This window comes from Parvibaculum sp. (assembly GCF_039680535.1).
Lineage (GTDB): Bacteria > Pseudomonadota > Alphaproteobacteria > Parvibaculales > Parvibaculaceae > Parvibaculum.
Window position 1 is genome coordinate 650,805 of the sequence record NZ_JBDKSS010000013.1, and the last position, 26,169, is coordinate 676,973.

29 protein-coding genes are annotated in these 26,169 nt (G+C 63.4%); 12 read left to right on the forward strand and 17 right to left on the reverse strand.

The window, feature by feature from the left end; all coding sequences use genetic code 11:
* Positions 1 to 154: 154 nt before the first annotated feature.
* Positions 155 to 1,504 carry an oxygen-independent coproporphyrinogen III oxidase gene (hemN, locus tag ABFC66_RS10175; protein ID WP_346740833.1) on the forward strand — a complete coding sequence of 450 codons (1,350 nt, stop codon included), beginning with the start codon at positions 155 to 157 and terminating at the stop codon, positions 1,502 to 1,504.
* A 4-nt stretch (positions 1,505 to 1,508) separates the two neighbouring features.
* Here hemN and ABFC66_RS10180 read toward each other — a convergent pair whose 3' ends face one another.
* Genes ABFC66_RS10180 through ABFC66_RS10190 form a run of 3 tightly spaced genes read right to left on the reverse strand, consistent with a single transcriptional unit; the run spans position 1,509 to position 3,375 of the window.
* Positions 1,509 to 1,985: an aminoacyl-tRNA deacylase gene (locus tag ABFC66_RS10180; protein WP_346740834.1), complete on the reverse strand. Its 477-nt coding sequence runs from the start codon at positions 1,983 to 1,985 to the stop codon at positions 1,509 to 1,511.
* 14 nt (positions 1,986 to 1,999) lie between these two features.
* Positions 2,000 to 2,887: an oxygen-dependent coproporphyrinogen oxidase gene (gene hemF, locus ABFC66_RS10185; RefSeq protein WP_346740835.1), complete on the reverse strand. Its 888-nt coding sequence runs from the start codon at positions 2,885 to 2,887 to the stop codon at positions 2,000 to 2,002.
* The gene (locus tag ABFC66_RS10190) at positions 2,884 to 3,375 is read right to left on the reverse strand and encodes a tRNA (cytidine(34)-2'-O)-methyltransferase (protein WP_346740836.1); all 492 of its coding nucleotides are present in this window, start codon (positions 3,373 to 3,375) and stop codon (positions 2,884 to 2,886) included. Before ABFC66_RS10190 ends, hemF begins: the two co-directional genes overlap by 4 nt.
* Before the next feature lie 280 nt (positions 3,376 to 3,655).
* On the opposite strand from ABFC66_RS10190, the gene petA reads away from it, so the two are divergent.
* From petA to ABFC66_RS10235, 9 genes are all read left to right on the forward strand, one after another.
* Positions 3,656 to 4,195 carry a ubiquinol-cytochrome c reductase iron-sulfur subunit gene (petA, locus tag ABFC66_RS10195; RefSeq protein WP_346740837.1) on the forward strand — a complete coding sequence of 180 codons (540 nt, stop codon included), beginning with the start codon at positions 3,656 to 3,658 and terminating at the stop codon, positions 4,193 to 4,195.
* A 13-nt stretch (positions 4,196 to 4,208) separates the two neighbouring features.
* The gene (locus ABFC66_RS10200) at positions 4,209 to 5,468 is read left to right on the forward strand and encodes a cytochrome b N-terminal domain-containing protein (RefSeq protein ID WP_346740838.1); all 1,260 of its coding nucleotides are present in this window, start codon (positions 4,209 to 4,211) and stop codon (positions 5,466 to 5,468) included.
* Between the two features lie 17 nt (positions 5,469 to 5,485).
* Positions 5,486 to 6,313 (forward strand): cytochrome c1, encoded by an 828-nt coding sequence (locus ABFC66_RS10205; RefSeq protein ID WP_346740839.1) that lies wholly within the window; start codon positions 5,486 to 5,488, stop codon positions 6,311 to 6,313.
* Between the two features lie 140 nt (positions 6,314 to 6,453).
* Complete coding sequence (locus tag ABFC66_RS10210; protein WP_346740840.1) at positions 6,454 to 7,344, forward strand: S-methyl-5'-thioadenosine phosphorylase; 891 nt, start codon at positions 6,454 to 6,456, stop codon at positions 7,342 to 7,344.
* Between the two features lie 14 nt (positions 7,345 to 7,358).
* A complete protein-coding gene (locus ABFC66_RS10215) occupies positions 7,359 to 7,886 on the forward strand; it encodes an adenine phosphoribosyltransferase (RefSeq protein WP_346740841.1) in 528 nt (175 codons plus the stop codon).
* Between the two features lie 8 nt (positions 7,887 to 7,894).
* On the forward strand, positions 7,895 to 9,442 hold the full coding sequence (locus ABFC66_RS10220) for a TerC family protein (protein WP_346740842.1): 1,548 nt from the start codon (positions 7,895 to 7,897) through the stop codon (positions 9,440 to 9,442).
* A gap of 12 nt (positions 9,443 to 9,454) precedes the next feature.
* Positions 9,455 to 10,549 carry an S-methyl-5-thioribose-1-phosphate isomerase gene (mtnA, locus tag ABFC66_RS10225; protein ID WP_346740843.1) on the forward strand — a complete coding sequence of 365 codons (1,095 nt, stop codon included), beginning with the start codon at positions 9,455 to 9,457 and terminating at the stop codon, positions 10,547 to 10,549.
* Between the two features lie 209 nt (positions 10,550 to 10,758).
* Complete coding sequence (locus ABFC66_RS10230; protein ID WP_346740844.1) at positions 10,759 to 12,414, forward strand: sulfatase-like hydrolase/transferase; 1,656 nt, start codon at positions 10,759 to 10,761, stop codon at positions 12,412 to 12,414.
* 29 nt (positions 12,415 to 12,443) lie between these two features.
* On the forward strand, positions 12,444 to 13,403 hold the full coding sequence (locus tag ABFC66_RS10235; RefSeq protein ID WP_346740923.1) for a formylglycine-generating enzyme family protein: 960 nt from the start codon (positions 12,444 to 12,446) through the stop codon (positions 13,401 to 13,403).
* Here ABFC66_RS10235 and ABFC66_RS10240 read toward each other — a convergent pair.
* The 10 genes from ABFC66_RS10240 to ABFC66_RS10285 form a co-directional block, all read right to left on the reverse strand.
* Positions 13,400 to 13,888: a glutathione peroxidase gene (locus tag ABFC66_RS10240; protein WP_346740845.1), complete on the reverse strand. Its 489-nt coding sequence runs from the start codon at positions 13,886 to 13,888 to the stop codon at positions 13,400 to 13,402. The genes ABFC66_RS10235 and ABFC66_RS10240 overlap by 4 nt on opposite strands.
* A gap of 89 nt (positions 13,889 to 13,977) precedes the next feature.
* On the reverse strand, positions 13,978 to 14,415 hold the full coding sequence (locus ABFC66_RS10245; protein ID WP_346740846.1) for a MarR family transcriptional regulator: 438 nt from the start codon (positions 14,413 to 14,415) through the stop codon (positions 13,978 to 13,980).
* A gap of 87 nt (positions 14,416 to 14,502) precedes the next feature.
* Positions 14,503 to 15,180, reverse strand: coding sequence for a dienelactone hydrolase family protein (locus ABFC66_RS10250; RefSeq protein ID WP_346740847.1), 678 nt, complete (start codon positions 15,178 to 15,180; stop codon positions 14,503 to 14,505).
* Positions 15,180 to 15,668: a MaoC family dehydratase gene (locus ABFC66_RS10255; protein ID WP_346740848.1), complete on the reverse strand. Its 489-nt coding sequence runs from the start codon at positions 15,666 to 15,668 to the stop codon at positions 15,180 to 15,182. The genes ABFC66_RS10250 and ABFC66_RS10255 overlap by 1 nt, the downstream gene beginning before the upstream one ends.
* The gene (locus ABFC66_RS10260; protein WP_346740924.1) at positions 15,668 to 16,135 is read right to left on the reverse strand and encodes a MaoC family dehydratase; all 468 of its coding nucleotides are present in this window, start codon (positions 16,133 to 16,135) and stop codon (positions 15,668 to 15,670) included. The genes ABFC66_RS10255 and ABFC66_RS10260 overlap by 1 nt, the downstream gene beginning before the upstream one ends.
* Before the next feature lie 106 nt (positions 16,136 to 16,241).
* The gene (ychF, locus tag ABFC66_RS10265) at positions 16,242 to 17,351 is read right to left on the reverse strand and encodes a redox-regulated ATPase YchF (protein WP_346740849.1); all 1,110 of its coding nucleotides are present in this window, start codon (positions 17,349 to 17,351) and stop codon (positions 16,242 to 16,244) included.
* Positions 17,352 to 17,353: 2 nt separating this feature from the next.
* The gene (gene pth / locus ABFC66_RS10270; protein ID WP_346740850.1) at positions 17,354 to 17,983 is read right to left on the reverse strand and encodes an aminoacyl-tRNA hydrolase; all 630 of its coding nucleotides are present in this window, start codon (positions 17,981 to 17,983) and stop codon (positions 17,354 to 17,356) included.
* A gap of 24 nt (positions 17,984 to 18,007) precedes the next feature.
* Positions 18,008 to 18,658 carry a 50S ribosomal protein L25/general stress protein Ctc gene (locus tag ABFC66_RS10275; protein ID WP_346740851.1) on the reverse strand — a complete coding sequence of 217 codons (651 nt, stop codon included), beginning with the start codon at positions 18,656 to 18,658 and terminating at the stop codon, positions 18,008 to 18,010.
* A 156-nt stretch (positions 18,659 to 18,814) separates the two neighbouring features.
* Positions 18,815 to 19,747, reverse strand: a complete 933-nt coding sequence (locus ABFC66_RS10280) for a ribose-phosphate pyrophosphokinase (RefSeq protein WP_346740852.1) — start codon at positions 19,745 to 19,747, stop codon at positions 18,815 to 18,817.
* Between the two features lie 143 nt (positions 19,748 to 19,890).
* Positions 19,891 to 20,715 (reverse strand): hypothetical protein, encoded by an 825-nt coding sequence (locus ABFC66_RS10285; RefSeq protein ID WP_346740853.1) that lies wholly within the window; start codon positions 20,713 to 20,715, stop codon positions 19,891 to 19,893.
* A gap of 303 nt (positions 20,716 to 21,018) precedes the next feature.
* Here ABFC66_RS10285 and ABFC66_RS10290 point away from each other — a divergent pair, with 303 nt between their 5' ends.
* Complete coding sequence (locus ABFC66_RS10290) at positions 21,019 to 21,429, forward strand: NUDIX domain-containing protein (RefSeq protein ID WP_346740854.1); 411 nt, start codon at positions 21,019 to 21,021, stop codon at positions 21,427 to 21,429.
* On the opposite strand, the gene pgeF is transcribed toward ABFC66_RS10290, so the two are convergent.
* The 4 genes from pgeF to ABFC66_RS10310 form a co-directional block, all read right to left on the reverse strand.
* Entirely contained in the window at positions 21,407 to 22,180 is a 774-nt protein-coding gene (pgeF, locus tag ABFC66_RS10295; protein ID WP_346740855.1) for a peptidoglycan editing factor PgeF, read from the reverse strand. The two genes, ABFC66_RS10290 and pgeF, sit on opposite strands and share 23 nt — an antisense overlap.
* Positions 22,181 to 22,191: 11 nt before the next feature.
* Positions 22,192 to 23,274, reverse strand: coding sequence for an SAM-dependent methyltransferase (locus tag ABFC66_RS10300; protein WP_346740856.1), 1,083 nt, complete (start codon positions 23,272 to 23,274; stop codon positions 22,192 to 22,194).
* 4 nt (positions 23,275 to 23,278) lie between these two features.
* Positions 23,279 to 24,127 (reverse strand): prolipoprotein diacylglyceryl transferase, encoded by an 849-nt coding sequence (lgt, locus tag ABFC66_RS10305; protein ID WP_346740857.1) that lies wholly within the window; start codon positions 24,125 to 24,127, stop codon positions 23,279 to 23,281.
* A 77-nt stretch (positions 24,128 to 24,204) separates the two neighbouring features.
* Positions 24,205 to 25,557, reverse strand: coding sequence for a ferric reductase-like transmembrane domain-containing protein (locus ABFC66_RS10310; RefSeq protein ID WP_346740858.1), 1,353 nt, complete (start codon positions 25,555 to 25,557; stop codon positions 24,205 to 24,207).
* 176 nt (positions 25,558 to 25,733) lie between these two features.
* Here ABFC66_RS10310 and ABFC66_RS10315 point away from each other — a divergent pair, with 176 nt between their 5' ends.
* Positions 25,734 to 26,048, forward strand: a complete 315-nt coding sequence (locus tag ABFC66_RS10315) for an accessory factor UbiK family protein (protein ID WP_346740859.1) — start codon at positions 25,734 to 25,736, stop codon at positions 26,046 to 26,048.
* The last annotated feature ends 121 nt before the right edge of the window (positions 26,049 to 26,169 follow it).

Genomic DNA, 26,169 nt, shown 5'->3' on the forward strand with positions numbered 1-26,169 from the left:
TCACGAACAATAAATCAGACGGTGAAAGCGCGATCTTGACCCCGATCAATGCCGCTCGCCTGCATGAAGCCGAGGTTTCCTCATTGTTTTAGCGAGGCCCGGCCGCGACAAAGCGACCGATTGCCTGCCGTGTAAATCAGGATAGCGTCCCGCCATGCGTGCCGATCTCATCGAGCGATATGACCTCCGGGTGCCGCGTTACACCTCCTACCCGACGGCGCCCCATTTCGGCCCCGCCGTCGATGGCGCGCGCTATGAGCGCTGGCTTGGCGAACTCGATCCGAAGACGCCCCTCTCGCTTTATCTCCACGTCGCCTATTGCGCCGAAATGTGCTGGTTCTGCGGTTGCCATACCAAGGCGACGAAGCGCTATGCGCCGGTCGCGAGCTATCTCGATGCGCTGCTCGCCGAGATCGAACTCGTGGCCTCGAAGCTCCCGGCGCGCATGGCTTTCCGCCACGTCCATTTCGGCGGCGGCAGCCCGACGGTCCTGAAGCCGGAAGACTTCACCCGCATGGTCGGGAAGCTGCGCGAACATTTCGACATGCTGCCGGGCGCGGAGATTGCCGTCGAGCTCGACCCACGCACGGCGGATGAAAATTATGTCATCGCCATGGCCAAGGCGGGCGTCACGCGCGCTTCCATCGGCGTGCAGGACTTCAATCCGGTCGTGCAGAAGGCGATCAACCGCATCCAGCCTTTCGAGGTGACGGAGCGCGTCATCCTCTGGCTGCGCAAGCATGGCGTTCACGCGATCAACATGGACCTCTGCTACGGGCTTCCGCATCAGACGGTCGAAAGTGTCGTCGAGACGGTGGAGCGCGGCGCTTCGCTGCGCCCCGCACGCATCGCGCTGTTCGGCTATGCGCATGTGCCATGGATGAAGACGCATCAGAAGCTCATCCCGGAAGAGGCGCTGCCCGACATGGCGGAGCGCTGGCGCCAATATGAAGCGGCGTCCGCGCGGCTTCAGGAGCTTGGCTATGTCGCCATCGGCCTCGATCATTTCGCGTTGCCGGATGACGAACTCACGCTCGCCCAGCAGAAGGGCGAGCTTCATCGCAATTTCCAGGGCTACACCACCGACAGCGCGCCTGCCCTGATCGGCTTCGGCGCATCGGCCATCGGCTCGCTGCCGCAGGGCTATGTCGCGAATGAAATCGCCATCGACCGCTATAGGGAGATGGTGCATGCGGGCAAGCTGCCCATCACGCGCGGCATCGCGATCGATGCGGATGACGAGCTTCGCCGCGCGATCATCGAACGGCTGATGTGCGACATGGGCGTCGATCTCGATCAGATCGCCGCTCTTTATGGCAAGAGCGGCGCGAGCTTCGAAACCGAACTCGAAGCAATGGCGGGCCTTGAAGCCGATGGCATCGTCAAGCGCGAGGGCCATCGCGTTGTCGTCACGGAAGAAGGCAAGCCGCTCGTCCGCGCCGCCTGCGCCATCTTCGACCGCTATCTCACGGCAGGCGAAGCGCGGCATTCCAAGGCGGTCTAGCCCGTCAGGCGATAGCGGCGAGGCGGCCTTCCGTGGCCTTCAGCAATTCGCTTGCCTCGATTTCCAGTTCAAGGCCGAAGGCGCCGCCGCTGACATAGATCGTCGCAAAACCTTCCGCGCTCGCATCGAGCCATGTCGGCAGCTTCTTCTTCTGGCCGAGCGGGCTGCAGGCGCCCATCTGATAGCCGGTGATCTTGATCGCCTTGTCCTTCGCGGCAAGGTCGACGCGTTTCGCGCCGATCTCGCGGGCAAGCGCCTTGCGGTCGAGATCGCGCGAGGCGGGGACGATGGCGACAGCGAGCTTGCCGTCATCCGTCTCCACGACCAGTGTCTTGAAAAGCCGCGCCGGATCGATGCCGCTCGCCTCGGCCATTTCCAGCGCCGAGGTCTTGCGATCCTTCGGCACCGGCACCTCGCGGAACGTGCCCTTGAACCCGTTGAGCCGCAGAAAGCGCTGCGCCGCCGTCTCGCCTTTCGCCATCGCGTCTCAGTCTCTCAAGGCCACTTCACTTCCGGCGGCATGGAGGAGAGGATCGACGCGACATTGCCGCCTGTCTTCAATCCGAATGTCGTGCCGCGGTCATAGAGCAGGTTGAACTCGACATAGCGGCCGCGGCGGATGAGCTGTTCCTCGCGCTCCTCCGGCGTCCACGCCTCGTTCATGTGCCGACGGACGAGTTGCGGATAGATCGAAAGGAATGCGCGACCCACATCCTGCGTGAAGGCGAAGTCCTTCTCCCAGTCGCCCGAATTGTGGTGGTCGTAGAAAATGCCGCCCGTGCCGCGCGGTTCGTTCCGGTGCGGCAGGAAGAAATATTCGTCGCACCATTTCTTGAAGCGCGGATAGTAGCTCGCGTCGTGGGCGTCGCAGGCGCCCTTCATCGCGGCATGGAAGTCGATCGTGTCGGGGTGGTCCTGCCGCCGCTGCACGTCGAGCACGGGCGTCAGGTCGCCGCCGCCGCCGAACCATGTCTTCGTCGTCGCCACAAAGCGCGTGTTCATGTGCACGGCCGGCACGCGCGGGTTCTGCATATGGGCGATGAGCGAGATGCCGCCCGCCCAGAAGCGCGGGTCTTCCTCGGCGCCCTGCATCTGCTTGCGGAAGTCTTCCGAGAACTCGCCATGGACGGTGGAGATGTGGACGCCGACCTTCTCGAAAACGCGGCCATGCATGATCGACATCTCGCCGCCGCCCTGGTCGGTGGAGCCATCGCCGCGTTTCCATGGGGTGCGCTCGAAGCGGCCGGGCGCGCGGTCGGCATAGGTGCCGGCAAGTTCGTCCTCCAGCCGTTCGAACTCGGCACAGATCAGGTCGCGAAGCTCGCGGAACCAGGCCGCCGCCCGGGCTTTGCGCTCTTCGATCAATGCCGCCGTGTCGCTCATCTTCCGCCTCCATCCGTTTCGGAGGCTCTTTTAACCGGCGGGAAGCCCGCTGTCTGCCTCAAGCCCTCGCCAAGGACCATGGCCGCTGCAATGGCGACGTTGAGCGAGCGGGCAGGAGGAAGCATGGGGATGGTGACCCGGGCGTCGGCCCGCTCATGGACATGGGGCGGGACGCCGGCCGTTTCGCGGCCAAGGAGCAGGGTGTCGTCGGACCGGTATTCGAACCCGGTATAGGGCTCGGCGCTGCCGGTGGTCAGCAGGATCAGACGTCCGGTCGAGGGGCGACGTTTGAGGAAATCCTCCCAGCTGTCATGCCGGATCACCTCGGCGAGAGGGATATAGTCCATGCCCGCCCGTTTGAAGGCGCTGGCGCCCCAGGGGAACCCGCAAGGCTCGATGATGTCGAGCCCCACGCCGAGGCTTGCGCTGAGGCGGACAAGGGTGCCTGTGTTCTGCGCAATATCGGGCTCGAAAAGGGCCAATCGCATGAGATTTTCCGGGTTTGATGAGGGGGCGTGCCTTGAGGCTTGCCCCGGCGGCACAGATGCGGCGATGCGTCATCCTGCCGCAGTATAGGCGGGGCTGGACAAGCCTGGGATTGAATGCCACAAAACGCCGCGTATGGGATGAAAGCGGGGGATTCGTGTCGCTTTCGTTCGATCTCGCGGGTTTGCGCCGCGCCGCCTTCCTCGCCACGCCGAAAGCGTGGGGATAACCGCCTTACGGCGGGCTGGGGGCATGCGGCATTTATTCAAGGAGACCTGAACCGTGGCAGAAATCCACGCGGCCGAGCCGACACGGCGCGATTTCCTCTACGTGGCCACCGGAGCCTTCGCCGCAGTCGGCGCAGCGGCTGCCGTCTGGCCGCTCATCGACCAGATGAACCCCGACGCCTCGGTTCTGGCGCTCGCCTCGATCGAAGTGGATATCTCGAATATCCCCGTCGGTCAGGAAATCACCATCAAATGGCGCGGTAAGCCGGTCTTCATCCGTCACCGCTCCGAAGACGAGATCAAAGCCGCCGAGAGCGTCGATGTTGCCGAGCTGCGCGATCCGCAGACCGACGACGTCCGCCTGGTGAAGGGGGCGAACGGTCAGCTTGAGAAGCAGTGGCTCGTGCTCATCGGCATCTGCACCCATCTGGGTTGCGTGCCGCTCGCTTACAAGGGCGAGTTCAACGGCTATTTCTGCCCCTGCCATGGTTCGGTCTACGACACGTCCGGCCGCATCCGGAAGGGCCCGGCGCCGCTCAACCTCGAGGTGCCGCCCTACAAGTTCGTTTCCGACACCAAGATTCAGATCGGCTGAGGGGACCTGAAAGATGAGCGGTCATAGCACCTACAACCCGAGCAACGGCTTTACCCGCTGGCTCGATGCGCGCCTGCCGATCCTCCGGCTGAGCCATGACACGGCGGTCAGCTACCCCGTCCCGAAGAACCTCAACTACTGGTGGACCTTCGGCGGCGTCCTGACCTTCTGCCTCGCCGTGCAGATCATCACCGGCATCGTGCTCGCGATGCACTACATTCCGCAGACGGAACTGGCCTTCAAGAGCGTCGAGAGCATCATGCGCGACGTGAACTACGGCTGGCTGATCCGCTATGTCCACGCCAACGGCGCGTCGATGTTCTTCATCGCCGTTTATGTCCACATGTTCCGCGGCCTCTATTACGGCTCCTACAAGGCGCCCCGCGAAGTGCTGTGGATCCTCGGCTGCCTCATCTATCTCCTGATGATGGCGACGGCCTTCTTCGGCTATGTGCTTCCCTGGGGCCAGATGAGCTTCTGGGGCGCGACGGTCATCACCAACCTGTTCGGCGCGATCCCGCTGGTCGGCGAGTCTCTCCGCACCTGGCTCTGGGGTGGTTTCGCGGTCGGCGATCCGACGCTCAACCGCTTCTTCTCGCTGCACTATCTGTTCCCGTTCCTGATCGCCGGCGTGGTCATCCTCCACATCTGGGCGCTCCATGTGACGGGCCAGAACAACCCGGCGGGCGTCGAGGTCAAGAACAAGGATCAGGATACGGTTCCCTTCACGCCCTATGCGACGGTGAAGGATGCCTTCGGTCTGTCGCTCTTCGCGATCCTCTTCGCCTACTTCGTGTTCTTCAATCCGAACGGTCTCGGCGACGTCGAGAACTACGTGATGGCGAACGCACTCAAGACGCCGCCGCACATCGTGCCGGAATGGTATCTGCTGCCGTTCTACGCGATCCTGCGCGCCGTCCCGGACAAGCTTGCCGGTGTCGTCCTGATGTTCGGCGCCATCGCGGTGCTGTTCGTCCTGCCCTGGCTCGACACCTCGAAGGTGCGCTCGGCGCGGTTCCGTCCGCTCTACCGCCAGTTCTTCTGGATCCACGTGGCCGTCTGCCTCGCGCTCGGCTGGTGCGGTGCGCAGTTGCCCGACACGATCCTGATCCCTGTCGGCGATAGCGGCTTCACGGTGACGCATTTCGCGCGCATCCTTGCGAGCTATTACTTCCTTCACTTCATCGTTCTCTTCCCTCTCCTCGGCCTGATCGAGAAGACGAAGCCGCTGCCCGAGAGCATCTCGGCGTCGGTTCTCGGAACGAAGAACTGAGACGGGGCGAGACGCAAATGACGCAGAAAATGACCAATACCTTCCGCTTCGGTTTCGCTTCGAAGCTCGCAGGCGTGGCAGTCTCCGGCGCCCTGGCGCTGGGCCTGTTCCTCGGTGCGTCGGCTCCGGCCCAGGCTGCGGCCGCTGAAGCGCCGCTCAAGCATGTCGCATGGTCCTTCAGTGGCCCCTTCGGCACCTATGACCGCGATGCGCTGCGCCGCGGTTACAAGGTCTACAAGGAAGTCTGCTCGACCTGCCATGCGATGGGCATGGTGCACTTCCGCAATCTCGCCGAGAAGGGCGGACCGGAATTCACGGCCGCTGAAGTGAAGGCGATTGCCTCCGAGTACAAGGTGAAGGACGGCCCGGACACCTCGGGTGAGATGTTCGAGCGTCCCGGAGAGGGCAAGGACCCGTTCCCGTCGCCCTATCCGAACGACGAGGCGGCTGCCGCTTCGCTCGGCGCTGTGCCGCCGGATCTCTCGCTCATCGCCAAGGCGCGCGAGGGCGGGGCCGACTACATCTATTCGCTGCTGAACGGCTATGAAGAAGCCCCGGCCAATGTGCATGTCCCGGCCGGCGGCAACTACAACCCCGTTTTCGTCGTTGGCAGCGGCATCATCGCGATGCCCAAGCCGCTCAACGACGGGCAGGTCGACTATGCGGACGGCACGCCGAACACCGCCGAGCAGATGTCGAAGGACGTCGCCCAGTTCCTGATGTGGGCCGCCGAGCCCAAGCTCGAGCAGCGTCACCGCCTGGGCCTCGAGGTCGTGATCTACCTCATTGCGCTCGCGGGTATCCTTTACTTTGCGACCCGCAAGGTCTGGTCCGACCAGCACTGAGCCGCCGGAAGGCTTTTTGAACGGAAAAGGGCCTCTCGCGGGGCCCTTTTTCATGTCGATCGCATATTTGTTTGTTATGTTTCGCCGCCCGCGACGCGAGTATCGGTCTGGAGCGGCGCGGCGGATTTGACGAGGCGAACATGGCGAAAACGGTTCTTGGCGTCATTGGCGGCAGCGGGGTCTACGAGTTCCCCGGCTTGAAGAACGAGCGCTGGGAAAAGGTGTCGAGCCCCTGGGGCGAGCCCTCCGACGAACTGCATTTCGGCGAATTGCCCACCGGGAATGGCACCGTCGAAATGGTGTTCCTGCCGCGTCACGGTCGGGGCCATCCGCACTCGCCCTCGACAATCAACTACCGCGCCAATATCGACGCTCTGAAGCGCGTTGGCGTGACCGACATCATTTCGGTCTCGGCTGTCGGGTCGCTCAAGGAAGAATTGCCGCCGGGCACTTTCGTGATCGTCGATCAGTTCATCGACCGCAGCTTCGCACGCGAGAAGAGCTTTTTCGGCGAAGGCTTCGTTGCGCATGTCTCCATGGCGCAGCCGGTCTGCCCCCGTCTCGGCGACCACCTCGAAAAGGCCTGCAAGGATAACGGCATCGCCCATGCGCGGGGCGGCACCTATCTCGTCATGGAGGGGCCGCAATTTTCGACGCTGGCGGAATCGAACCTCTATCGCTCATGGGGCTGTTCGGTCATCGGCATGACCAACATGCCGGAAGCGAAGCTCGCCCGCGAAGCCGAGATCTGCTACGCGACGGTCGCCATGGTCACGGATTACGACTGCTGGCACCCGCACCACGCCCATGTCGAAGTCTCGGACGTCGTGCGCGTGCTCGAAGAAAATGCCGGCCATGCGCGCACCGTCATCCGCTCTGTCGCGGCGAGCTTCGGCCCCGAGCGCACGCCTTCTCCGCATGGTCTCGACCGCGTGCTCGACACGGCGCTCATCACCGCGCCCGCGAAGCGCGATCCGGAGCTTGTTCGCAAGCTCGATGCGGTCGCCGGCCGCGTATTGCATTCCCACTGAGGCCTTGGAAGACCATGGACGTCAAGCAGTTCATCCGCACCATTCCCGACTATCCGAAAGAGGGCATTTTCTTTCGCGACATCACGACGCTTCTCGGCGATGCGGAAGGGTTTCGTTCGGCGGTCGACGCATTGGTGCGGCTGCATAAGGGCGCGAAATTCGACAAGGTCGCCGGTATCGAGGCGCGTGGCTTCATTCTGGGCGGCGCCGTCGCGCATCAGCTGGGCCTCGGCTTCGTGCCCGTGCGCAAGAAGGGCAAGCTGCCCTGGACGACGATCGGTCAGGAATACGATCTCGAATACGGCACCGATACCGTCGAAATCCATTCCGACGCGATTTCCGCTGGCGACCGCATTCTGCTCATCGACGATCTGATCGCCACGGGCGGCACGGCGGAAGCGGCGGTCAAGCTCTTCGCGCGGGCAGGCGGCAATGTGCTGGCTGCAAGTTTCGTGATCGAGTTGTCGGAACTTGGCGGACGCCAGCGCCTCGAAGCTCTCGATATCGAGGTTCTGTCGCTTTGCGCCTATGAGGGACACTAACAGCACAAATGGAATGGATCGCTGACCCGACGATCTGGGTAGGTCTCACGACACTTGTCGTGCTCGAGATCGTGCTCGGCATCGACAATCTGGTCTTCGTCGCCATCCTGGCTGACAAGCTGCCGCCTGCCGAGCGCAATCGCGCACGGCTGACCGGGCTTGGCTTCGCGCTCATCATGCGCCTCGGGTTGCTCGCCAGCATTTCCTGGCTTGTGACGCTGACGACGCCGCTCTTCACGGTTTATGGCGTCGGCTTCGCCGGCCGCGATCTCATCATGCTTGGTGGAGGCATCTTCCTGCTCACCAAGGCGACGATGGAGTTGCACGAGCGGCTGGAACCCGATCTGGATGGAAACGACGCGGCCAGGCCGCATGCCAAATTCTGGATCGTCGTCGCCCAGATCATCATTCTGGATGCCGTCTTCTCCATCGACTCGGTGGTTACGGCGGTCGGCATGGTGGACAACCTGCCGGTCATGATGTCCGCCGTGGTGATTGCCATGGCCGTGATGATGCTGGCCTCCAGTCCATTGACGAAGTTCGTCAACCAGCATCCGACCGTTGTGGTGCTCTGCCTTGGCTTCCTGATGATGATCGGCTTCAGCCTCGTCGCGGAAGGTTTCGGCTTTCATATCCCGAAGGGCTATCTCTACGCGGCGATCGGCTTCTCGATCCTGATCGAGTCCTTCAATCAATGGGCGCATCGAAACCGCATACGCCACGCCGCCGCGCGGCCCTTCCGCCAGCGCACGGCTGAAGCGGTTTTTCGCCTGCTCGGAGGCATGGCCGTTACGGAAGAGGGGGAGGCGGCCGCGGGCGCCGAAGACGCGTTGGAGGGCTTCGGTGCCGAGGAACGCACCATGGTGAGCGGTGTGCTGACGCTCGGTGAGCGGCAGGTCAGCTCCATCATGACGCCCCGCCGCGACATCGTGTGGGTGAAGCTTGCCGAAAGCGCCGAGGCTTTGCTGAGCCTTCTGCGCGGTTCGCCGCACGGGCTCTATCCGGTCTGTCGTTCTTCGGACACGGAACTCGTCGGCTATGCGCGCGCGCAGGACCTGATCGAGGATCTCCTCACTCGCGGTGCAATCGACGAGGCGAAGAGCGTCCGCAAGCCGCTCGTGGTCCATGAGGGGCTCGGCGTGCTGCAGCTGCTGGAGCAGTTCCGCCGGTCGCATGTTCAGCTTGCTCTCGTTACGGACGAATATGGCAGCATCGAGGGGCTGGTGACGCCGATCGACGTGCTTGAGGCGATTGCCGGTGAGTTTCCCGACCCGCAGGATGTGGCGCCCTGGCTTCAAAAGCTGGGCGAGGGACATTGGCGCGTCGACGGCATGGCCGACATCCGTCGCCTCGCTTTCGCCATCGGCCATGACCTGTCGGTGGAGGGCGACAATTATTCCACGGTAGCGGGCTATGTTCTCTGGCATCTCGGTCGAGTGCCTGAGACGGGAGACCGCATCGAGAATGACGATCTCGCCTTCACCGTGACGAAGATGGATAGCCGCCGCATTGCCGAGCTCGAGATCGAGGCGCTCGATGCAGCCGGCGGTCACTGAAGGGAAACGCACATGAAGATCGATGGCGTTCACTATCGCACCATCTGGGTCGCGGCGGACGGCTGGTCTGTCGAGGTCATCGACCAGACGAAGCTGCCGCATGTCTTTGCGACCCTGCGCCTCCGCTCGGCGGATGATGCCGCCCGCGCGATCAAGGACATGGTGGTGCGCGGAGCGCCGCTGATCGGCGCGACCGCCGCCTACGGGCTTTGTCTCGCCCTGCGCGACGACGCGTCCGACGCGACGCTGCATGAGGCCTATGCGATGCTCGCGGCGACGAGGCCCACGGCCGTCAATCTCAAATGGGCGCTGGACGAGATGGTGAAGGCCGTGAAGCCCCATGGCCACAGCACCCGCGTCGAGGCGGCCTATGCGGCTGCGGCCAAAATCTGCGACGATGACGTCGAGATCTGCCGCCGTATCGGCGAGCATGGGCTCAGGATCATTCGCGGCCATGCCGAGACGAAGCCGGGAAAGACCATCAATGTGCTGACCCATTGCAATGCGGGCTGGCTCGCCTGCGTCGACTGGGGCACGGCGCTCGCGCCCATCTACATGGCGCATGATGCGGGTATCCCTGTGCATGTGTGGGTCGATGAAACGCGGCCGCGCAATCAGGGCGCGTCGCTGACTGCGTTCGAGCTTGGCCGCCACGGCGTTCCGCATACGATCATTCCCGACAATGCGGGCGGCCACCTGATGCAGCATGGGCAGGTCGATCTCTGCATCGTCGGTACGGACCGGACGACGGCGACCGGCGATGTCGCAAACAAGATCGGCACCTATCTGAAGGCGCTCGCTGCTTACGATAACGACGTGCCCTTCTATGTCGCGCTGCCACATACGACGATCGACTGGACGCTCGCCGATGGTGTGGCGGAAATCCCGATCGAGCAGCGTTCGGCCCGTGAGGTCACGCATATGACCGGACGTACCGATGCTGGCGAAATCGTCACCGTGGAAATCTCCGCCCCTGGCAGCGCCGCGGCGAATTACGGCTTCGACGTAACCCCGGCGCGCCTTGTCACCGGTCTCATCACCGAGCGCGGCGTGGGTGCCGCAACGCGCGAGGGTCTGCTGTCGCTCTATCCCGAGCGGCGCGGCTAGGGCCCCTGACGCCTCATCTACCGTGTCCATCTCGCGAGCCTCGCTCCTCGCGAGAGCGCGCTGCGCTGCGCCGGCGTGACGCCATCGAGACGAGCCAAGTCGGCAACGTGCCCATTGCCATTCCCGATGCCATCCGTTAGCGTCTAATGGATAACATTAAATGGAAATCCGCCTCGGCGGACGGTACGGTCGCGTCTGGGAGGCGAGGCATGAAATTCGTGAAATGGGGTGGGGCGGTTCTCGGCCTTCTAGCTCTCGTCGCCGTCGGCGGCGTGGTCTATGTGAAGCAGCATCCGCTCGCCATCGTGAAGCTCATCAATCACTGGCGCGATCCCATCGGTCCGAACCACCCCGTTGTCTGGCAGCAGGGGCCGGAGACGCCGCCTGCCGGCAAGCGCCCGCCCAACATCGTGCTGATCCTTGCCGATGACCTCGGCTATAACGACATCACGCTCAATGGCGGCGGCGTTGCGGGCGGCGTGGTGCCGACGCCCAACATCAATTCGATTGCGGCCGACGGCATCGATCTCACGCAAGGCTATGCGGGCAACGCGACCTGCGCGCCGTCTCGCGCCGCGATCATGACGGGCCGCTACGCGACGCGCTTCGGCTTTGAATTCACCCCGACGCATCCGGTTTTCGAGAAGATGATCGGCGAGTTTCAGTACGGTTCGCGCAAGGGGCTCTATTTCGCGGACCGTGAGAAGGACAATATTCCGGTCGCCGACATGGGCATCCCGCGCGGCGAGGTGACCATCGGCAAGCTTCTGCAGGCGCAGGGCTATCACACGCTCATGTTCGGCAAGTGGCATCTGGGTGAAAAGCCTGAGATGCGGCCCCAGGCGCAAGGTTTCGACGAGTCGCTCGGCTTCCTGCTCGGCGCTTCGCTTTATGCGCCGGACGGCGCGCCGGGCATCCAGCAGAACAAGCAGGACTGGGATCCGATCGACAAGTTCCTCTGGGCGGCGTTGCCCTTTGCCGTAAGCAAGGATGGCGGCCCGCGCTTTACGCCCGACAAATACATGACCGATTATCTCGGCGAACAGGCGGCGGACGCGATCAAGGCGAACAGTAACCGCCCATTCTTCATGTATCTTGCCTTCAATGCTCCGCATACGCCGCTTCAGGCGACGCAGGAAGACTATGATGCGCTGCCGATGATCAAGGACCATGAGATGCGGGTCTATGCCGCCATGATCCGCGCGCTCGACCGCAATGTCGGCCGCGTGCTTCAGGCGCTGAAGGATCAGGGGCTCGACGACAATACGCTGGTGATCTTCACCAGCGACGATGGCGGCGCGCATTACATCGGCCTGCCGGACATCAACAAGCCCTATCGCGGCTGGAAGGCGACTTTCTTCGAGGGCGGCATTCATGTGCCCTATTTCATGAAATGGCCTGCCGCGCTGCCCAAGGCGGCGAAATACGGTCTGCCCGTGGCGCATGTCGACATCTTCGCGACGGCGGCCGGAGCGGCGGGGGCGACTATGCCGAAAGATCGCGTCATGGATGGTGTGAACCTGCTGCCCTTCCTCGAAGGAAAGCAGCCGGGCCGCCCGCATGAGACGCTCTTCTGGCGCTCGGGCGACTACAAGGTTCTGCTGGCGGGAGACTGGAAGCTGCAGGTCTCGGAACGGCCGAAGAAGAACTGGCTCTTCAATCTGAAGGACGATCCGACGGAGAAGAAGAACCTTGCGGATGTGGACGCCGCAAAGGTGACCGAACTGCTTGGCGTTCTGCAGGGCATAGACGGTCAGCAGCACAAGCCGATCTGGCCGGCCCTTGCGGAGGCGCCCATTGCGATCGATCATCCTGCCAATTCGCCGGATAGTCCGGACGACGAATATATCTATTGGGCGAACTGATGACTCCGAGGGGGAGACGCTTGATCGCGGTGGCGGCGCTGGCCTCTGGCCTTGTGGCCGCCGCAATCGCGTCTCTCTGGATCGTCGGCGGTCGCAAGGCGCAAACGCATGCGAGTGCCGAACCTGCGCGCTGTCTCGCCGCCTCGGTCGATGAAGCGGGCGCGCATCCCGGCATGGTCTGGGTGCCCGGCGGACGGCTCCACATGGGCGATACGGTCTATCCGGAAGAGGGGCCGCTTCATGATGTGGAGGTGAAGGGCTTCTGGATCGACCGCCATGAAGTGACCAATGCCGAGTTCGCCGCATTCGTTGCCGCAACGGGCTATGTCACGCTGGCCGAGCGTCCCGTCGACAAGGCGAAGCATGATGATCTGCCTTCATACATGATGAAGCCGGGCGCGGTCGTTTTCGTCATGCCGAACAAGGTCGATGGCACCGGCGATATAAGCCAGTGGTGGCAATATATTCCGGGCGCGAACTGGCGCCATCCCGGCGGGCCCGACACGAGCATCGAAGGCCGCGAGCAATATCCGGTCGTCGCCGTCACGATGGAAGACATCGAAGCCTATGCACGCTGGAAGGGGCGGAAGATCCCCAGCGAGGCGCAATGGGAATGGGCGGCGCGGGGAGGGTCCGGCCATCCGCTCGACGAGCATGAGCAGCCGAAGCAGGCAAACACCTGGCAGGGCATCTTCCCGGTGCTGAATACGGCCGATGACGGTTTCGTGGGTGTTGCGCCGGCGGGCTGCTACAAGCCCAACGGCTATGGTCTATACGACATGATCGGCAATGTCTGGGAATGGACGTCGGATGTCTATTCCGACGACAATCCGGACATGGCGCCGCGCTTCGTCATCAAGGGCGGTTCCTATCTCTGCGCGCCAAACTATTGCATGCGCTATCGCGCAGGCGCGCGGCAGGGACAGGAAGCCGATCTGGCGACCAGCCATCTCGGCTTCCGTACAATTCTTGAGGCGCCGGCGCCTTAGCCCTTCACCAGTTCCGAAATCGCTTTCTCGAATTTCGCCGAGTCCGGCGTCGTGGTGCTGGCAAACCATGTCTTGAGCTTGCCGTCGCGCCCGATCAGATACTTGTAGAAGTTCCAGCGCGGCTTCGAGAGAAAGCCGCCCTGCGCGCCGATCCATTTGAAAAGAGGGTGCGCATCGGGCCCCTTCACGCAGACCTTCGCGGTGAGCGGAAAGTCGACGCCGAAATTCATCTCACAGAAGGTGGCGATCTCGTCCGCGCCGCCCGGCTCCTGATTGGCGAAGTCGTTCGACGGTACGCCGAGAACGACGAGCCCTTCATCCTTGTACTTCTGCCATACCGCTTCGAGCCCCTTGTATTGCGGAGTGAAGCCGCATTTCGAGGCCGTATTGACGATAAGCAGCGGGTGCCCCTTGAAGGCATTCAGGGGCAGAGGCTGGCCCCTGAGGCTTTTGAATTCGAAATCGAAGGCGGTCTTGTCGCTCATGGTCGGCTCCCGTGATTATCATATTGTGAGCAAATATATTGTGCACAATTTAAATAGCAAGCCTTTTCCACCCGCTGCCCTCGGGGGCGTCAGCCGGCGAGATTTCCCCGCAGCTTCTCGAGCTTTTTCTTGATGTTGGCGAGTTCGTCGATGGGCAGGCCCGCCGCGCAGGCGGCTTGCGCCGGGATGCCGGACGCGGCCTTCTTCAAGGATCGGCCCTTGTCCGTGAGCTGGATCAGCACCTGCCGCTCATCGGCCTCGTTACGGCTCCGCTTCACGAGTTTCGCCGCTTCGAGCCGCTTCAGCAGCGGCGTCAGCGTGCCGGAATCGAGGAAAAGCCGCTCGCCGAGCGCGCCGACCGTCACGCCGTCTTCCTCCCACAGCGCCAGCATGGCGAGATATTGCGGATAGGTGAGGCCGATCTCCGCAAGCAGCGGCTTGTAGAGCTTCGTCATCTGCAGCGACGCGGAGTAAAGCGCGAAGCAGAGCTGATTTTCGAGAAGCAGGGGATCGGTCGGTTTTTTCATGGGCGTCACTCTCGTCAGGCGCCAATCAATATGGCGCGAATTGGCGATGACGCAATGAAATTGTGGATAAATGAAATTGGAGTGGTCTCACGCCTTCTCGAACAGCTCGAGCGTGCGCTTCAGCGCGAGTTCGGCCGCCGCCTTGTCGTAATTGTTGCGGCGGTCGGAGTTGAAGCCGTGGTCGGCGTCGTAGACATAGGACGGCACTTCGGGGTGTGCCTTCTTGATCTTCTCAACGATGTCCATCGGGATCGAATGATCCTTCTCGCCGAAATGATTGATGGTCGGGCATTTCGGCGTTTCGTCGAGGAAGTCCTTGATCGCGCCGCCGTAATAGCAGGCGGCGGCATCGAGGCCCTTCACGCGGCAGGCCGCAACCCACGAAACGGTGCCGCCATAGCAATAGCCGGTGATGAAGACCTTCCTGTTGCCGTCGGCGCGGAGCTTGTCCACGCTCGCCTGCACGTCGAGAACGGTATTCTCGATCGGGTTCTTCGCGCGATACTCCAGCGACTTCTGGATGTCTTCCTGACTGTAGGTGGCCTTGAAATCCTTGACCTGCCGGTCATAGAGCTGCGGCGAGACGACGTCATAGCCGCGCGCGGCATAGCCGTCGCAGAGATCCTTGATGTGATCGGTGACGCCGAAGATCTCCATGATGAGGACGAGGCCGCCCCTATGCGCTCCCTCGGCCTTCACGTGATAGGCGAGAATATCGGCGCCGTCGCCGCTCTTCAGCGTGATCATCTTGCCCTTGTGCGACATCACTTTTCCTCCCCTGTTTTTGGTTTGCGCTGAATGAGCGCCTGACCGATGAAGCGAAGGACAATCTCTCCGCGCTGGTTCACGCCCTCGTTCCGGCTTTTCAGAATGCCCCAATCGGGACGTGAGCGCATCTCCACCTTTTCGACGGGCGTCGTCGAATAGCTGATCGTGTCGCCCGGGCGCACGGGCGCCGGCCATTGAACGTCGAGAATGCCGGGCGAGGGGCCCGCCGCGGGCGTGCGCCCCATTTCGTCGGGCTGTTCCTGGCGCCCCAGGACATGCGGCACCATGAGCTTCATCCATGTCGCCGCGGTGTGCCACCGGCTGGCGATGAGGCCGCCAAAGGGGCTGTCTTTCCCTGCTTCCGGATCGACATGGAAGGGCGTCGGATCGTATTTGCGCGCGAAGCGGATGATCTCCTCTTCGGTGAACGTATGGCTGCCGAGCTCCGTTTTGACGTTGAGCTCAATATCCTCGAACCAGGGCATCAGGCCTCCACCGCTTCGTCGGCGTGGCGGCGGCCATACTTGACCCAGCCCACCATTGTCATCACGACTTCCTGCTTCTGGTTGAAGACCTCGTAGGCGAAGCGGGTCAACCCCATTCCCGGCTGGCTTCTGGACGTGCGCCGCTCGATGCAGGTGCGCTTGACCGAAAGCACATCATCGACATAGACGGGTTTTTTCCAGCGTATTTCCTCGATGCTGGGTATGCCGACGGAGGCGGACTCCCGAACGAAGGCGTCGCATATCATGCGCTTCAGCATTGCGGTCGTGTGCCAGCCGCTGGCGCAAAGGCCGCCCAGAATGGACTTCTTTGCGGCGTCCTCGTCGAGGTGGAACGGCTGGGGATCGAATTCGCGAGCGAATTCGAGAATCTCTTCGCGGGTTACGTGTTTCGAACCGAATTCGAGCGTGTCGCCGACCTTGAAATCTTCCCAGTAATATTTGGGCATTTCACTCACCACTCACTCAGACACTCAGACCACGCTGGTCCTTCTCCGCCCGGAACTGTTGCAGCCTAACCAGATAGCAGTAGGGGGAGCAATGCTCCCCCTGACGTCAGTTCGCGAAGCGGAAATGCATGACGTCGCCGTCCTGCACAACGTATTCCTTGCCTTCGAGGCGCATCTTGCCTGCGTCCTTCGCGCCCTGCTCGCCGCCGAGCTTGACGTAGTCCTCATAGGCGATGGTTTCGGCGCGGATGAAGCCCTTCTCGAAATCCGTATGGATGACACCGGCAGCGGCCGGCGCGCGTGTGCCGACCGTGATCGTCCAGGCGCGCGTTTCCTTCGGGCCCACCGTGAAATAGGTGATGAGGTGGAGGAGCTTGTAGCCCGCATGGATGAGGCGGTTGAGGCCGGGCTCTTCGAGGCCGAGCGTTTCGAGGAACTCGGTGCGCTCTTCGGTCGGAAGCTGCGCGATCTCTTCCTCGATACGCGCGGAGATGACGACCGCTTCCGCGCCTTCGGCGGCGGCGCGCGCCTCGACCTGCTTCGAGAAGGCGTTGCCGGTGGCGGCGGAACCTTCATCGACGTTGCAGACGTAAAGAACCGGCTTCGAGGTGAGGAGGTTGAGTCCGTTCCACGCCTTCATGTCTTCTTCGGAAATCTTGCCCTGCTTCACGGCAAGGCGAGCGGGCTTGCCGTCGCGCAGCAGTTCGAGCGCGGTGTTCATCAGGTCGACGAGCTGCTTTGCTTCCTTGTCGCCGCCCTTGGCCTTCTTTTCGAGCGGGGTCACGCGCTTCTCGAGGCTTTCGAGATCGGCGAGCATCAATTCCGTTTCGACGATTTCGGCGTCGGCCAGCGGGTCGATCTTGCCTGCGACATGCACGATGTCGCCGTCCTCGAAGCAGCGCAGCACATAGGCCACCGCGTCGACCTCGCGGATATTGGCGAGGAACTGGTTGCCGAGGCCTTCACCCTGGGAGGCGCCCTTCACGAGGCCGGCAATGTCGACGAAGGTGAGGCGCGTCGGAATGATTTCCTTGCTCTTGGCCGCCGCCGAAAGCGTTTCGAGGCGCGGATCGGGCACGGCCACTTCGCCGACATTCGGCTCGATGGTGCAGAACGGGTAGTTCGCGGCCTGCGCCGACGCTGTCTGGGTCAGCGCATTGAAAAGGGTCGACTTGCCGACATTGGGCAATCCGACGATGCCGCACTTGAAACCCATGACTACTTCTCTCCGTTTTCTATTGTCTTCTGATCCTTCGGCGCCGGCTTTTTCTTTTCCGGCTCCGGATTGAGCGCGAGATGCACCCGGTTGGCGAAGCTGTTGAACTGGCCTTCGCCGAGAAGGGGAGACGCATCCACGATCGCGTCCAGGAAGGGCTCAAGCCACTTCATGTCCGCCTTCGAGAAATCGCCCAGCACATGGCCGAGCACGCGGTCCTTGTCGCCTGGATGGCCGATGCCGAGACGAATGCGGCGATAGTTCTGGCCGATATGAGCGTCGATCGACCGCAGCCCGTTATGCCCGCCATGTCCGCCGCCCGTCTTGATGCGCAGCTTGCCTTCCGGCAGGTCGAGTTCGTCATGCATGACGACGACATGATCGGGCGTCAGCTTGTAGAAGCGCATGGCCTCGCCGACGGAGCGGCCGGATTCGTTCATATAGGTCATCGGCTTCAGCACAATGACCTTTTCACCGGCAATCGTGCCTTCGCTGACGAGGCCCTGAAAGCGCTGGCGCTCCGGCGAAAAGGAATGGCGGCGGATGATCGCATCCACCGCCATGAAACCGATGTTGTGCCTGTTGAAGGCGTATTTGGGACCTGGATTGCCGAGGCCGACGAGAAGCAGCATCGCGTCGGCCTCCGGCTAACCAGATTACTTCTTTGCCGCGGGCGCCTTGGCGGCAGCGGCGGGAGCCGCAGCGGCGGCGGCAGGCGCCGAAGCTTCGGCCGAAACGACGGCTGCGGGAGCGGCGATCGTCGCGACAGTGAAGTCACGATCCGACGAGGTCGGCTTCACGCCAGCCGGAAGCTTGACGGCCGAGATGTGGATCGACGAACCCATTTCGTAGCCGGTGAGGTCGATCTCGATCGCCTCGGGGATCGAGTCCGCCGGGCAGGAGAGCTCGATATCGTGGCTGACGATGTTCAGCACACCACCGGCCTTCATGCCCGGCGAGGCTTCATGGTTCACGAAGTGAACCGGAACTTCGACGGTGATGCTGGCGTTCTTGCCGACGCGCAGGAAATCCACATGGATGAGGAAGTCGCGCACGGGCTCGCGCTGCACGTCGCGCGGAATGACGTGCTCCTTGCGGCCATCGATCTCGATGTCGAGGGTGTGGCTCGTGAACGTGCCCGTCTGGTAGAGGGCGTTCACGTCCTTGTAGTTCACCGAAATCAGTTCAGGGGTCTTCTTGTCGCCGTAAATGACGGCGGGGACGCGGCCTGCGAGGCGAAGCGAGCGAACAGCCCCCTTGCTGCTCTTCGTACGCGCCTCGGCCTTGAGCGTCAGGGTCTCAGCCATGGCTTTGATTCTCCAATAAAAATAGCCCCGGAGACGGGCTGTCCGCCGGCGGCTCACGGCGTTTCCTCCAGGGGTGTGGACGCCGTTCGGGGCGCGTTATAGCGCCCGGAGGGGGAAAACTCAACCCGTGGAAAAGGTTTGGAGGAGGCTGATGCCTCAGTCGAACAGGCTCGAAACCGAGCGTTCCTCGGCGGTACGGCGCATCGCTTCGCCGATCAGCGGGGCGATGGTGACGGTGCGGATGTTGTGCGCGACGCGCACGGCTTCCGTCGCCTGGATCGAGTCGGTGATGACCAGTTCCTTGAGCTGCGAGGCCGAGACGCGGGCCACCGCGCCGCCGGAAAGCACGCCATGGGTCACATAGGCCGAAACGTCCGTCGCGCCCTGCTTCAGCAGCGCCTCGGCGGCGTTGCAGAGGGTGCCGGCGGAGTCGACGATATCGTCGACCAGAATGCAGGAACGGCCCTTCACATCGCCGATGATGTTCATGACCTCGGACTCGCCGGCACGCTCGCGGCGCTTGTCGACGATGGCGAGGTCGGCATTGATGCGCTTGGCGATGGCGCGGGCGCGGACCACGCCGCCCACGTCCGGCGACACGATCATCGTCTTGCCATTGTCGTAGTGCTGCTCGATGTCGCGCGTCAGCACGGGCGCCGCGAACAGATTATCCGTCGGAATGTCGAAGAAGCCCTGGATCTGGCCGGCATGGAGGTCGAGCGTCAGCACGCGGTCGACGCCGGCCGTGGTGATGAGGTTCGCAACGAGCTTGGCCGAGATCGGGGCGCGCGGGCCGGGCTTCCGGTCCTGACGGGCATAGCCGAAATAGGGCAGCACCGCCGTGATGCGGCGCGCGGAGGCGCGCTTCAACGCATCGACGATGATGAGAAGTTCCATCAAATGGTCGTTGGCGGGGTAGGAGGTCGACTGGATCACGAAGACGTCCTCGCCGCGGACGTTTTCCTGGATTTCGACGAAGACTTCCATGTCCGCGAAGCGGCGGACGACCGATTTTGTGAGGGGAAGGTTGAGGTAGGCGGCTATGGCTTCGGCAAGCGCACGGTTGGAGTTGCCTGCGACGAGTTTCATGGCCTTTGACCCCCGGGGAAATGTCGCGCTCATGCTTTTTGTGACGCCGGCGCGACGGCGCGTGCGGGTTTTAACAAGGCGGCGGGGCGCTTGTAAACACCGGCCCTTTCGCTCCTGCGAAAACTACGGGCCGGGTGTCTCTTTCAGGCACCTTTGGCCGGTTGGGTGAGGAGGGAGAGGACGCCGCTGGCCGCTGCCTCCCCGGCCTGGCCCGCGAGACGGCCCCAGCGGACGGCCACCTGGGCGGGACTCACGGCATTGGCCTGAATGACCGTGCCGACGAGACGGCCATCGTCGGCCACCACTTGCCATTGAATCGCAAGAGAAGGCTCCGCGTTGGCCGTGGCTGCGAGAGCGACTTCGCCGCGCACAATATAGTGTCCGGCGTTCCATTGGGGGGTAGGCGCCCGGCGCCTGAGCGCGTCGCCGAGGGCGGAGGCCAGTGCCTCGCGTCCGTCGCCGGGGGCGGGGCCCATGTCGATATCGAAGCGAAGCCGCTCGCCGGGGCTTGCCGCCTGCGTGTGGTGGGAAATGCTGCCGGTAATGAAATCGGTGTCCGGTCCGGCGGCGATTGTGGCGTCGGGGCCGAGGTCGCCCGGCTCGAGCCCGGCCAGGGCGTGTCCCGCCTGGATCGAGGCGATATGCCAGGCGGCGAGCTTGACCACCGCCTCGCCCGCGACGGGCATCAGATCGGAACGGGTGAGGCCTGCGCCACCGCTTTTCGCAATCAGCGCTTCCTCGACGATCCGGTGCAGCGCGACGCCTTCCGCCGAGCGGATGTCGAGTACGGCGACGAGATAGGTGCCCCTTGGTGTGAGCCCGGCGTCGACCGCGCCCGCGATGGCATATCTGTGCCGCGCATCGGCGGAGGCGAAGGGCATGCCTGGGCGCGCTGCCTGTTCCTCGATGAGTGCGGCGAGAAGCGCTGCGTCAGCGGGGCTGAGATGCCCCGCTGTGGCGAGCTTCACTTTGACGGGGGGAATCGAGGCTGCCGCGCCGGCAGGCGCTTTTTCATCCGTGCAGCCGGCGAGACCGAGAATCAAGACGGCGGTTGCGACTCGCAGCCGTCGCGCGAAATGCCTGCGCGCCCGCCGCCAATGATCCGCTGTCGTTACGCCCTGCACCTACGCCTCGCTGCCGGATCGAACGCATGGAAAAGCGATTCGTCCGCGACAAGGGTACCTCTTCGGCGGCGGGAGCCGAAGTCTTTGGCATGCGGATGCGCCGAAGCTAGTCTTGGCCCAGGGGGAATCGCGTCATACGGAGATGAAATGGAGATTCGTGTGTCGGCGGTCGCTCTCCTGCGCGACGACGCCGTGCTACTGGTCCGAAAGCGCGGCACGGCGCGCTTCATGCTGCCGGGCGGAAAATTCGACGCCGCCGAAACGCCGCGTGAATGCGCGATGCGGGAGCTGCGCGAGGAACTGGGCATCGACATCGACGGCGATACACTTCTGCCCCTCGGGCGTTTTTCGGCCGTGGCTGCAAACGAGCCCGGCCATGTGGTGATCGCGGATATTTTTACGTCGCCGCTTTCAGGCACGCCCGATGCGCATGCGGAAATCGAGGAACTGCGGTGGTTTGCCTTGCGCGAGCCCGCGACGCCCGATCTGGCGCCGCTCCTTGCTCAACATGTGTTGCCCCGGCTGCGCGAGCGCCTCAGTCCTGCGGCGCAAGCCTGATCGCCGAAATCTGTCGTCCGTAATCCGGTTCGCCGCGATGAGTTGTACGGCGATAGGAGAAGAAGCGCCGCTCGTCTGCGTAAGTGCAGAGGCCGAGCGACGCAACCGCGCCGACGCCTGCGGCCTCAAGACGCGCGGCCGCATAGCTGGGCAGGTCGAACATGAAGTGCCCGCCGCGCGACGAAGGCGTGAAAAAGCGATCGTCGCTCGCCTTCGCCTCGATGAAACGCGCGTGAAACTCCGGGCCCACTTCATAGGCGTCGCGCGAGATGCAGGGGCCGATAATGGCGACGATGTCCTCGCGGGTCGCACCGAGTTCGATCATCGCCTCAACCGTCGCATCGAGTACGCCAGTGAAAGCGCCTTTCCAGCCCGCATGAGCGGCGCCGACGATACGCGCCTTGCTGTCGGCGAAAAGCACCGGCGCGCAATCGGCGGTCAGGATGCCGAGCGTCACCGAGGGGAGATCCGTCACCATGGCGTCGGCTTGCGGGGCATGGCCATGCTCCCATGCTTCGGTGGCGTGCACGACATTGGGGCTGTGAATCTGGTGGACGGTGACGAGATGGTTTGGCTCCGCGTCGAGCGCGCGTGCAACGCGGGCGCGGTTTTCGCGCACGGCCTGCTTGTCGTCGTCCGAGCCATAGCCGCAATTGAGCGACGCATGGATGCCCTCGGACACGCCGCCTTCGCGCGTGAAAAAGCCGTGGCGAATATGCGCGAGATGTTCGAGCGGCTTGGCGGTGAGCATGAAAGGTCCTGTCAGAATCCGGCGGGCGCAGGCGCGGAGGGTGCAGCGAGGCCCAGTACCTTGAAGAGGCTGCCCATCTGGTCGGGCGCCGTCAATCGCGTCAATGCGGCGTCGACGGCCAGGGCTTGTGCGGGCGTCGCGCGGGCCTTGAGCGCATTGGCGCGCGCCTCGATGCCGAGCGCCTTGAGGAACGCGCCTTGCTCAACGGGGCCATAGGGCTTCGCGCCGCCGCGCCTTGCGGCATCGGCCAGCGCTTCGAAATCGACATGGGCGGTGATGTCCGCTTCGCCGGGGGTTGCGAACACATCCACATATTGATGAGCCTTCAGCGCTTGCAGCGTATCGCCTGCCGCACTCTTCATGTGCCCGTAGTCGATGATGAGCGCCGCGCCGCCAAGCCTTGCGATCCGGAGGGCTATCGCTTCCGCAATGGCGGTGGAGACGGGCGAGATTTCGCCGATGCTGCCCAGAGGCGCATCGCGCATGGCGGGCGGCAGGGCCGTGGCGGGTGTGGCGACAGGCGCAAGCGCGGGAATGAAACGAGGGTTCTCTTCGGTCGAGCCATCGGCCAGCGTCACATGCCGCTCGCACCAGCCGCGCTCGGTCTTCACATATTGCGCGATGGGCAATGCGTCGAAGAATTCATTGGCGATGAGAAAGAGCGGGTCTGGCGGCAATTGCTCGAAGCGCTCATGCCATGTCGCGCGAGGGACGAGGCGCTGTTGCGCGGCGCGGAGCACGGGGCTCGTCTCGACGAAATGCACGCGCGCGGCATCGAGCGCGCCGGGCACGGAGCGGAGCGCGCGAAGCGCATCCGCCATCAGCGTTCCGCGTCCGGGCCCGAGTTCGGCAAGGATGAAATGTTTCGGGCGTCCTTGCGCGATCCACGCATCGGCGATCCACAGTCCGATCAGCTCGCCGAACATCTGGCTGACTTCCGGCGCGGTGGTGAAGTCGCCGCGGGCGCCCAGCGGATCGCGTGTCATGTAATAGCCGTGCTCGGGATGGCCGAGCGCCAGCGCCATATATTGCGAAATCGGGATTGGCCCCGTCGCCTCGATCATGCGCGCGAGGTGGCGCGCAAGCGCGGTCATCGCGTCACGTCCGCTTGGTGGCGGAGCGCTGCGGCGCGAGCCATTCGGCAACCACAGGCGCCTTCCAGGCAAGCAACGCGCCGGCAAGGATCATCGGCACGGAAAGAACCATGCCCATTGTCAACCAATCGCCATAGAGATAGCCAACTTGCGCGTCGGGCTCGCGGAAGAACTCGACGATCACGCGCGACAGGCCGTAACCCATGATGAAGACGCCCATGATGGTGCCCGGGCGTTGCAGTAGCTTGAAGCGATGTGTGAGGAGACGCAGCACGAGGAAGAGCACGATGCCTTCGAGGGCCGCTTCATAGAGCTGGCTCGGATGGCGCGGGATCGGTCCGCCGGTCGGGAAGATGATTCCCCAGGGCGCGTCGGTGGGGCGCCCCCACAACTCGCTGTTGATGAAGTTCGCGATGCGTCCGAAGAACTGGCCGATGGGCTGCGCGGCGCAGACGAGATCCATCAGCGTCAGCGCCGGAATGTTGCGGCGGCGAGAGAAGACCGCGAGCGCGACGAGAACACCCAAAGCTCCGCCATGGAAGCTCATTCCGCCATGCCAGACGGTGAAGATCTCGTTCGGATGCTCCATGTAGTAGCTGAAATTGTAGACGAAGACGTAGCCGATGCGGCCGCCGAGAATGACGCCCAATGCGGCCCAGAGAAGCGCGTCGTCCACCTCGAGCTTGCCGATCGGTGCGGAGCCCTGCCAGAGCTTCGGCGTGTCGATCATGGCGAGGATATAGCGCCAGCCGAGAACGAGCCCGGCGATATAGGCAAGCGCATACCAGCGGACGGCGAGAGGCCCGATATGGATGAGCACCGGATCGATATTGGGGAAGGGGATGCCGGTCATGGGGCCTCGATGTGGCGAAGGGATGCCGCGCCAGTGTCACCGCCGCCCGTCGAGTGTCAAGCCGCGCGTGGGGCCCATCAACGCATCGCAAAGAGTTCCTGATGGAAGCGATGCGTTACATCCCATCCATGTGCCGCGAAGTCCTGCCTCAGTGCCGCACCGAAGCCGATGGGCCCGCAGAACCAGATGCTTGCCTGGCGCCAATCCGGCACCTCTCGCCGGATGCGGTCACCGTTCAATCTGCCGTCCCGCGCGTCGTGGAGCACATGCAGGCGGACGCCTGCGGCCTCGGCGTCGCCGGTGAGCTTGGCGATGGCCTCGTCGCTCCAGTCAGCGGTCGAGTGGAATAGATCGATGATCTGGGCGGCTTTTCCCGGTGCTGCCTGCCGCTCCATTGCGATCTGCTTCAGCCGGGCAATGAAAGGCGTTATGCCGATGCCCGCACCGACCCAGATCTGGTGAGGAAAACCGTCATCGAAGGTGAAACAGCCATAGGGCCCCTCGACCTTCACTTTCTGGCCGATGCGCAGTCGCTCGCGAAGCGTTTTGGTGTGGTCGCCAAGTTCCTTGGTGATGAAGGTCAGGCGGCGCTCGGCACGATCCCAGGCGGAGGCGATGGTGTAGGGATGGGCGCCTTCCGAGGCGTCGGAGGTCACGAAGGCGAATTGTCCGGCCTTGTGGCCCGGCCATCCGCGCGGTAGCGCGACCTGACCTTCGAGGACGCGCAGGCTCGGATAGTAGTCGAGATCGACGATCGAGCCTTCGACCTGCCGCCCGGCGCCGACGCGTCTGAAGAGGACGACGATGGCGGCCGCCGTGCCGTTGAGCACCAGCACCGCCATCAGGATGCCGAGCGGCGAGGCCCAGTAGCCGAACCGCATAAGAATGATCGTGTGAAAGGCAAGCACCAGATAGGCCAGGGCGATGAACCGGTGCGTCTTGTAGAAGATGCGGTAGGGAATGAGCTGGATCAGGGCCACCGCGATCAACAGCACCGCTGCATAGAAGGCCCATTCGCCCAGGCCTTCGGCTGTGTCGCGGAAACCGGAGAAGAGTTGTTCGACGGGATTCTCGATTGCAGGACGCGGACCGCGCACAGGACGCTCAAGCCAGCCGAAGCCCACCGCCCATTTCGGACCCTTCGCCCAGAGCCAATGCGTGATGGAGAGAACGAGTCCGCCGATGCCGAGCCATTTGTGCAGGCGGTACATCTTGTCGAGCCCGCCGAGCCAGCGCTCCGGCCAGCGCGGGCGCAGCGCGAGGAGCATGGCCAGGCTCATGCAGCCAATGCCGAGAATGCCGGTGTATTGCACCATGCTTCCGCGAATGGTGAAAAAGCCGCTCTGTGCGAGGGCGGTCGGATCGGCGGCGAACCACAAAAGGCTCAACAGGGCGAGCAGGCCCCAGAAGACGAGTTTGATGTTCCGCATGTTGACCCCATCATGGACCGCGCTACCGTCGTCATTGTAATGCCCCCCGGCCACACATGGACTTGATCTGCCTCAATCGGCGGCAAAACGGCCGCGCAGCCGCGAGGCAAATTGACCCGTTCGATTTTTTCGTCCTGAAGGTTTATGGTCGGCCTGCTTCGGAGTAGGAGAGCGAAATGACCCAGACGCAAAACCGTGTTCTCGACGAGATCGCCCGGCTGTTCACCAACGCCGCAGGCGCCGCGCAGGGCGTTCGCCAGGAAGTCGAGACGCTTATGCGTTCCCAGGCCGAGCGGCTGGTCGCCGATCTCGATCTGGTCCCCCGCGAGGAATTCGAGGTTGTGCGCGCCATGGCCCAGCTCGCCCGTGAGGAAAACGAGGCGCTGAAGCTTCGGGTCGAGGCGCTGGAAGCCCAGCTCGCCCGCAAGGCCGCGAAGGGCAAGGCGAAGACCGCCGAAGACATCGCGGACGGCGCGAACGACGGCGAATAAGTCCCGGAATATCCCCAGACTTTCCTCGACTATCCCCAGTTTTTCATAACCCCGCACACCCCCGAGGGTTGCGCCGACTCAACGCATGCGTCACGTTGGTTTGGTGGGGCAGGGGGCTCGA

Excerpts from the sequence above, each read along its gene's own strand:
- hemN (WP_346740833.1), top strand. The coding sequence starts at position 155 with ATGCGTGCCGATCTCATCGAGCGATATGACCTCCGGGTGCCGCGTTAC.
- ABFC66_RS10180 (WP_346740834.1), bottom strand. The coding sequence starts at position 1,985 with ATGGCGAAAGGCGAGACGGCGGCGCAGCGCTTTCTGCGGCTCAACGGG.
- hemF (WP_346740835.1), bottom strand. The coding sequence starts at position 2,887 with ATGAGCGACACGGCGGCATTGATCGAAGAGCGCAAAGCCCGGGCGGCG.
- ABFC66_RS10190 (WP_346740836.1), bottom strand. The coding sequence starts at position 3,375 with ATGCGATTGGCCCTTTTCGAGCCCGATATTGCGCAGAACACAGGCACC.
- ABFC66_RS10200 (WP_346740838.1), top strand. The coding sequence starts at position 4,209 with ATGAGCGGTCATAGCACCTACAACCCGAGCAACGGCTTTACCCGCTGG.
- ABFC66_RS10205 (WP_346740839.1), top strand. The coding sequence starts at position 5,486 with ATGACGCAGAAAATGACCAATACCTTCCGCTTCGGTTTCGCTTCGAAG.
- ABFC66_RS10210 (WP_346740840.1), top strand. The coding sequence starts at position 6,454 with ATGGCGAAAACGGTTCTTGGCGTCATTGGCGGCAGCGGGGTCTACGAG.
- ABFC66_RS10215 (WP_346740841.1), top strand. The coding sequence starts at position 7,359 with ATGGACGTCAAGCAGTTCATCCGCACCATTCCCGACTATCCGAAAGAG.
- ABFC66_RS10220 (WP_346740842.1), top strand. The coding sequence starts at position 7,895 with ATGGAATGGATCGCTGACCCGACGATCTGGGTAGGTCTCACGACACTT.
- mtnA (WP_346740843.1), top strand. The coding sequence starts at position 9,455 with ATGAAGATCGATGGCGTTCACTATCGCACCATCTGGGTCGCGGCGGAC.
- ABFC66_RS10230 (WP_346740844.1), top strand. The coding sequence starts at position 10,759 with ATGAAATTCGTGAAATGGGGTGGGGCGGTTCTCGGCCTTCTAGCTCTC.
- ABFC66_RS10240 (WP_346740845.1), bottom strand. The coding sequence starts at position 13,888 with ATGAGCGACAAGACCGCCTTCGATTTCGAATTCAAAAGCCTCAGGGGC.
- ABFC66_RS10245 (WP_346740846.1), bottom strand. The coding sequence starts at position 14,415 with ATGAAAAAACCGACCGATCCCCTGCTTCTCGAAAATCAGCTCTGCTTC.
- ABFC66_RS10250 (WP_346740847.1), bottom strand. The coding sequence starts at position 15,180 with ATGTCGCACAAGGGCAAGATGATCACGCTGAAGAGCGGCGACGGCGCC.
- ABFC66_RS10255 (WP_346740848.1), bottom strand. The coding sequence starts at position 15,668 with ATGCCCTGGTTCGAGGATATTGAGCTCAACGTCAAAACGGAGCTCGGC.
- ABFC66_RS10260 (WP_346740924.1), bottom strand. The coding sequence starts at position 16,135 with ATGCCCAAATATTACTGGGAAGATTTCAAGGTCGGCGACACGCTCGAA.
- ychF (WP_346740849.1), bottom strand. The coding sequence starts at position 17,351 with ATGGGTTTCAAGTGCGGCATCGTCGGATTGCCCAATGTCGGCAAGTCG.
- pth (WP_346740850.1), bottom strand. The coding sequence starts at position 17,983 with ATGCTGCTTCTCGTCGGCCTCGGCAATCCAGGTCCCAAATACGCCTTC.
- ABFC66_RS10275 (WP_346740851.1), bottom strand. The coding sequence starts at position 18,658 with ATGGCTGAGACCCTGACGCTCAAGGCCGAGGCGCGTACGAAGAGCAGC.
- ABFC66_RS10280 (WP_346740852.1), bottom strand. The coding sequence starts at position 19,747 with ATGAAACTCGTCGCAGGCAACTCCAACCGTGCGCTTGCCGAAGCCATA.
- ABFC66_RS10290 (WP_346740854.1), top strand. The coding sequence starts at position 21,019 with ATGGAGATTCGTGTGTCGGCGGTCGCTCTCCTGCGCGACGACGCCGTG.
- pgeF (WP_346740855.1), bottom strand. The coding sequence starts at position 22,180 with ATGCTCACCGCCAAGCCGCTCGAACATCTCGCGCATATTCGCCACGGC.
- ABFC66_RS10300 (WP_346740856.1), bottom strand. The coding sequence starts at position 23,274 with ATGACCGCGCTTGCGCGCCACCTCGCGCGCATGATCGAGGCGACGGGG.
- lgt (WP_346740857.1), bottom strand. The coding sequence starts at position 24,127 with ATGACCGGCATCCCCTTCCCCAATATCGATCCGGTGCTCATCCATATC.
- ABFC66_RS10310 (WP_346740858.1), bottom strand. The coding sequence starts at position 25,557 with ATGCGGAACATCAAACTCGTCTTCTGGGGCCTGCTCGCCCTGTTGAGC.
- ABFC66_RS10315 (WP_346740859.1), top strand. The coding sequence starts at position 25,734 with ATGACCCAGACGCAAAACCGTGTTCTCGACGAGATCGCCCGGCTGTTC.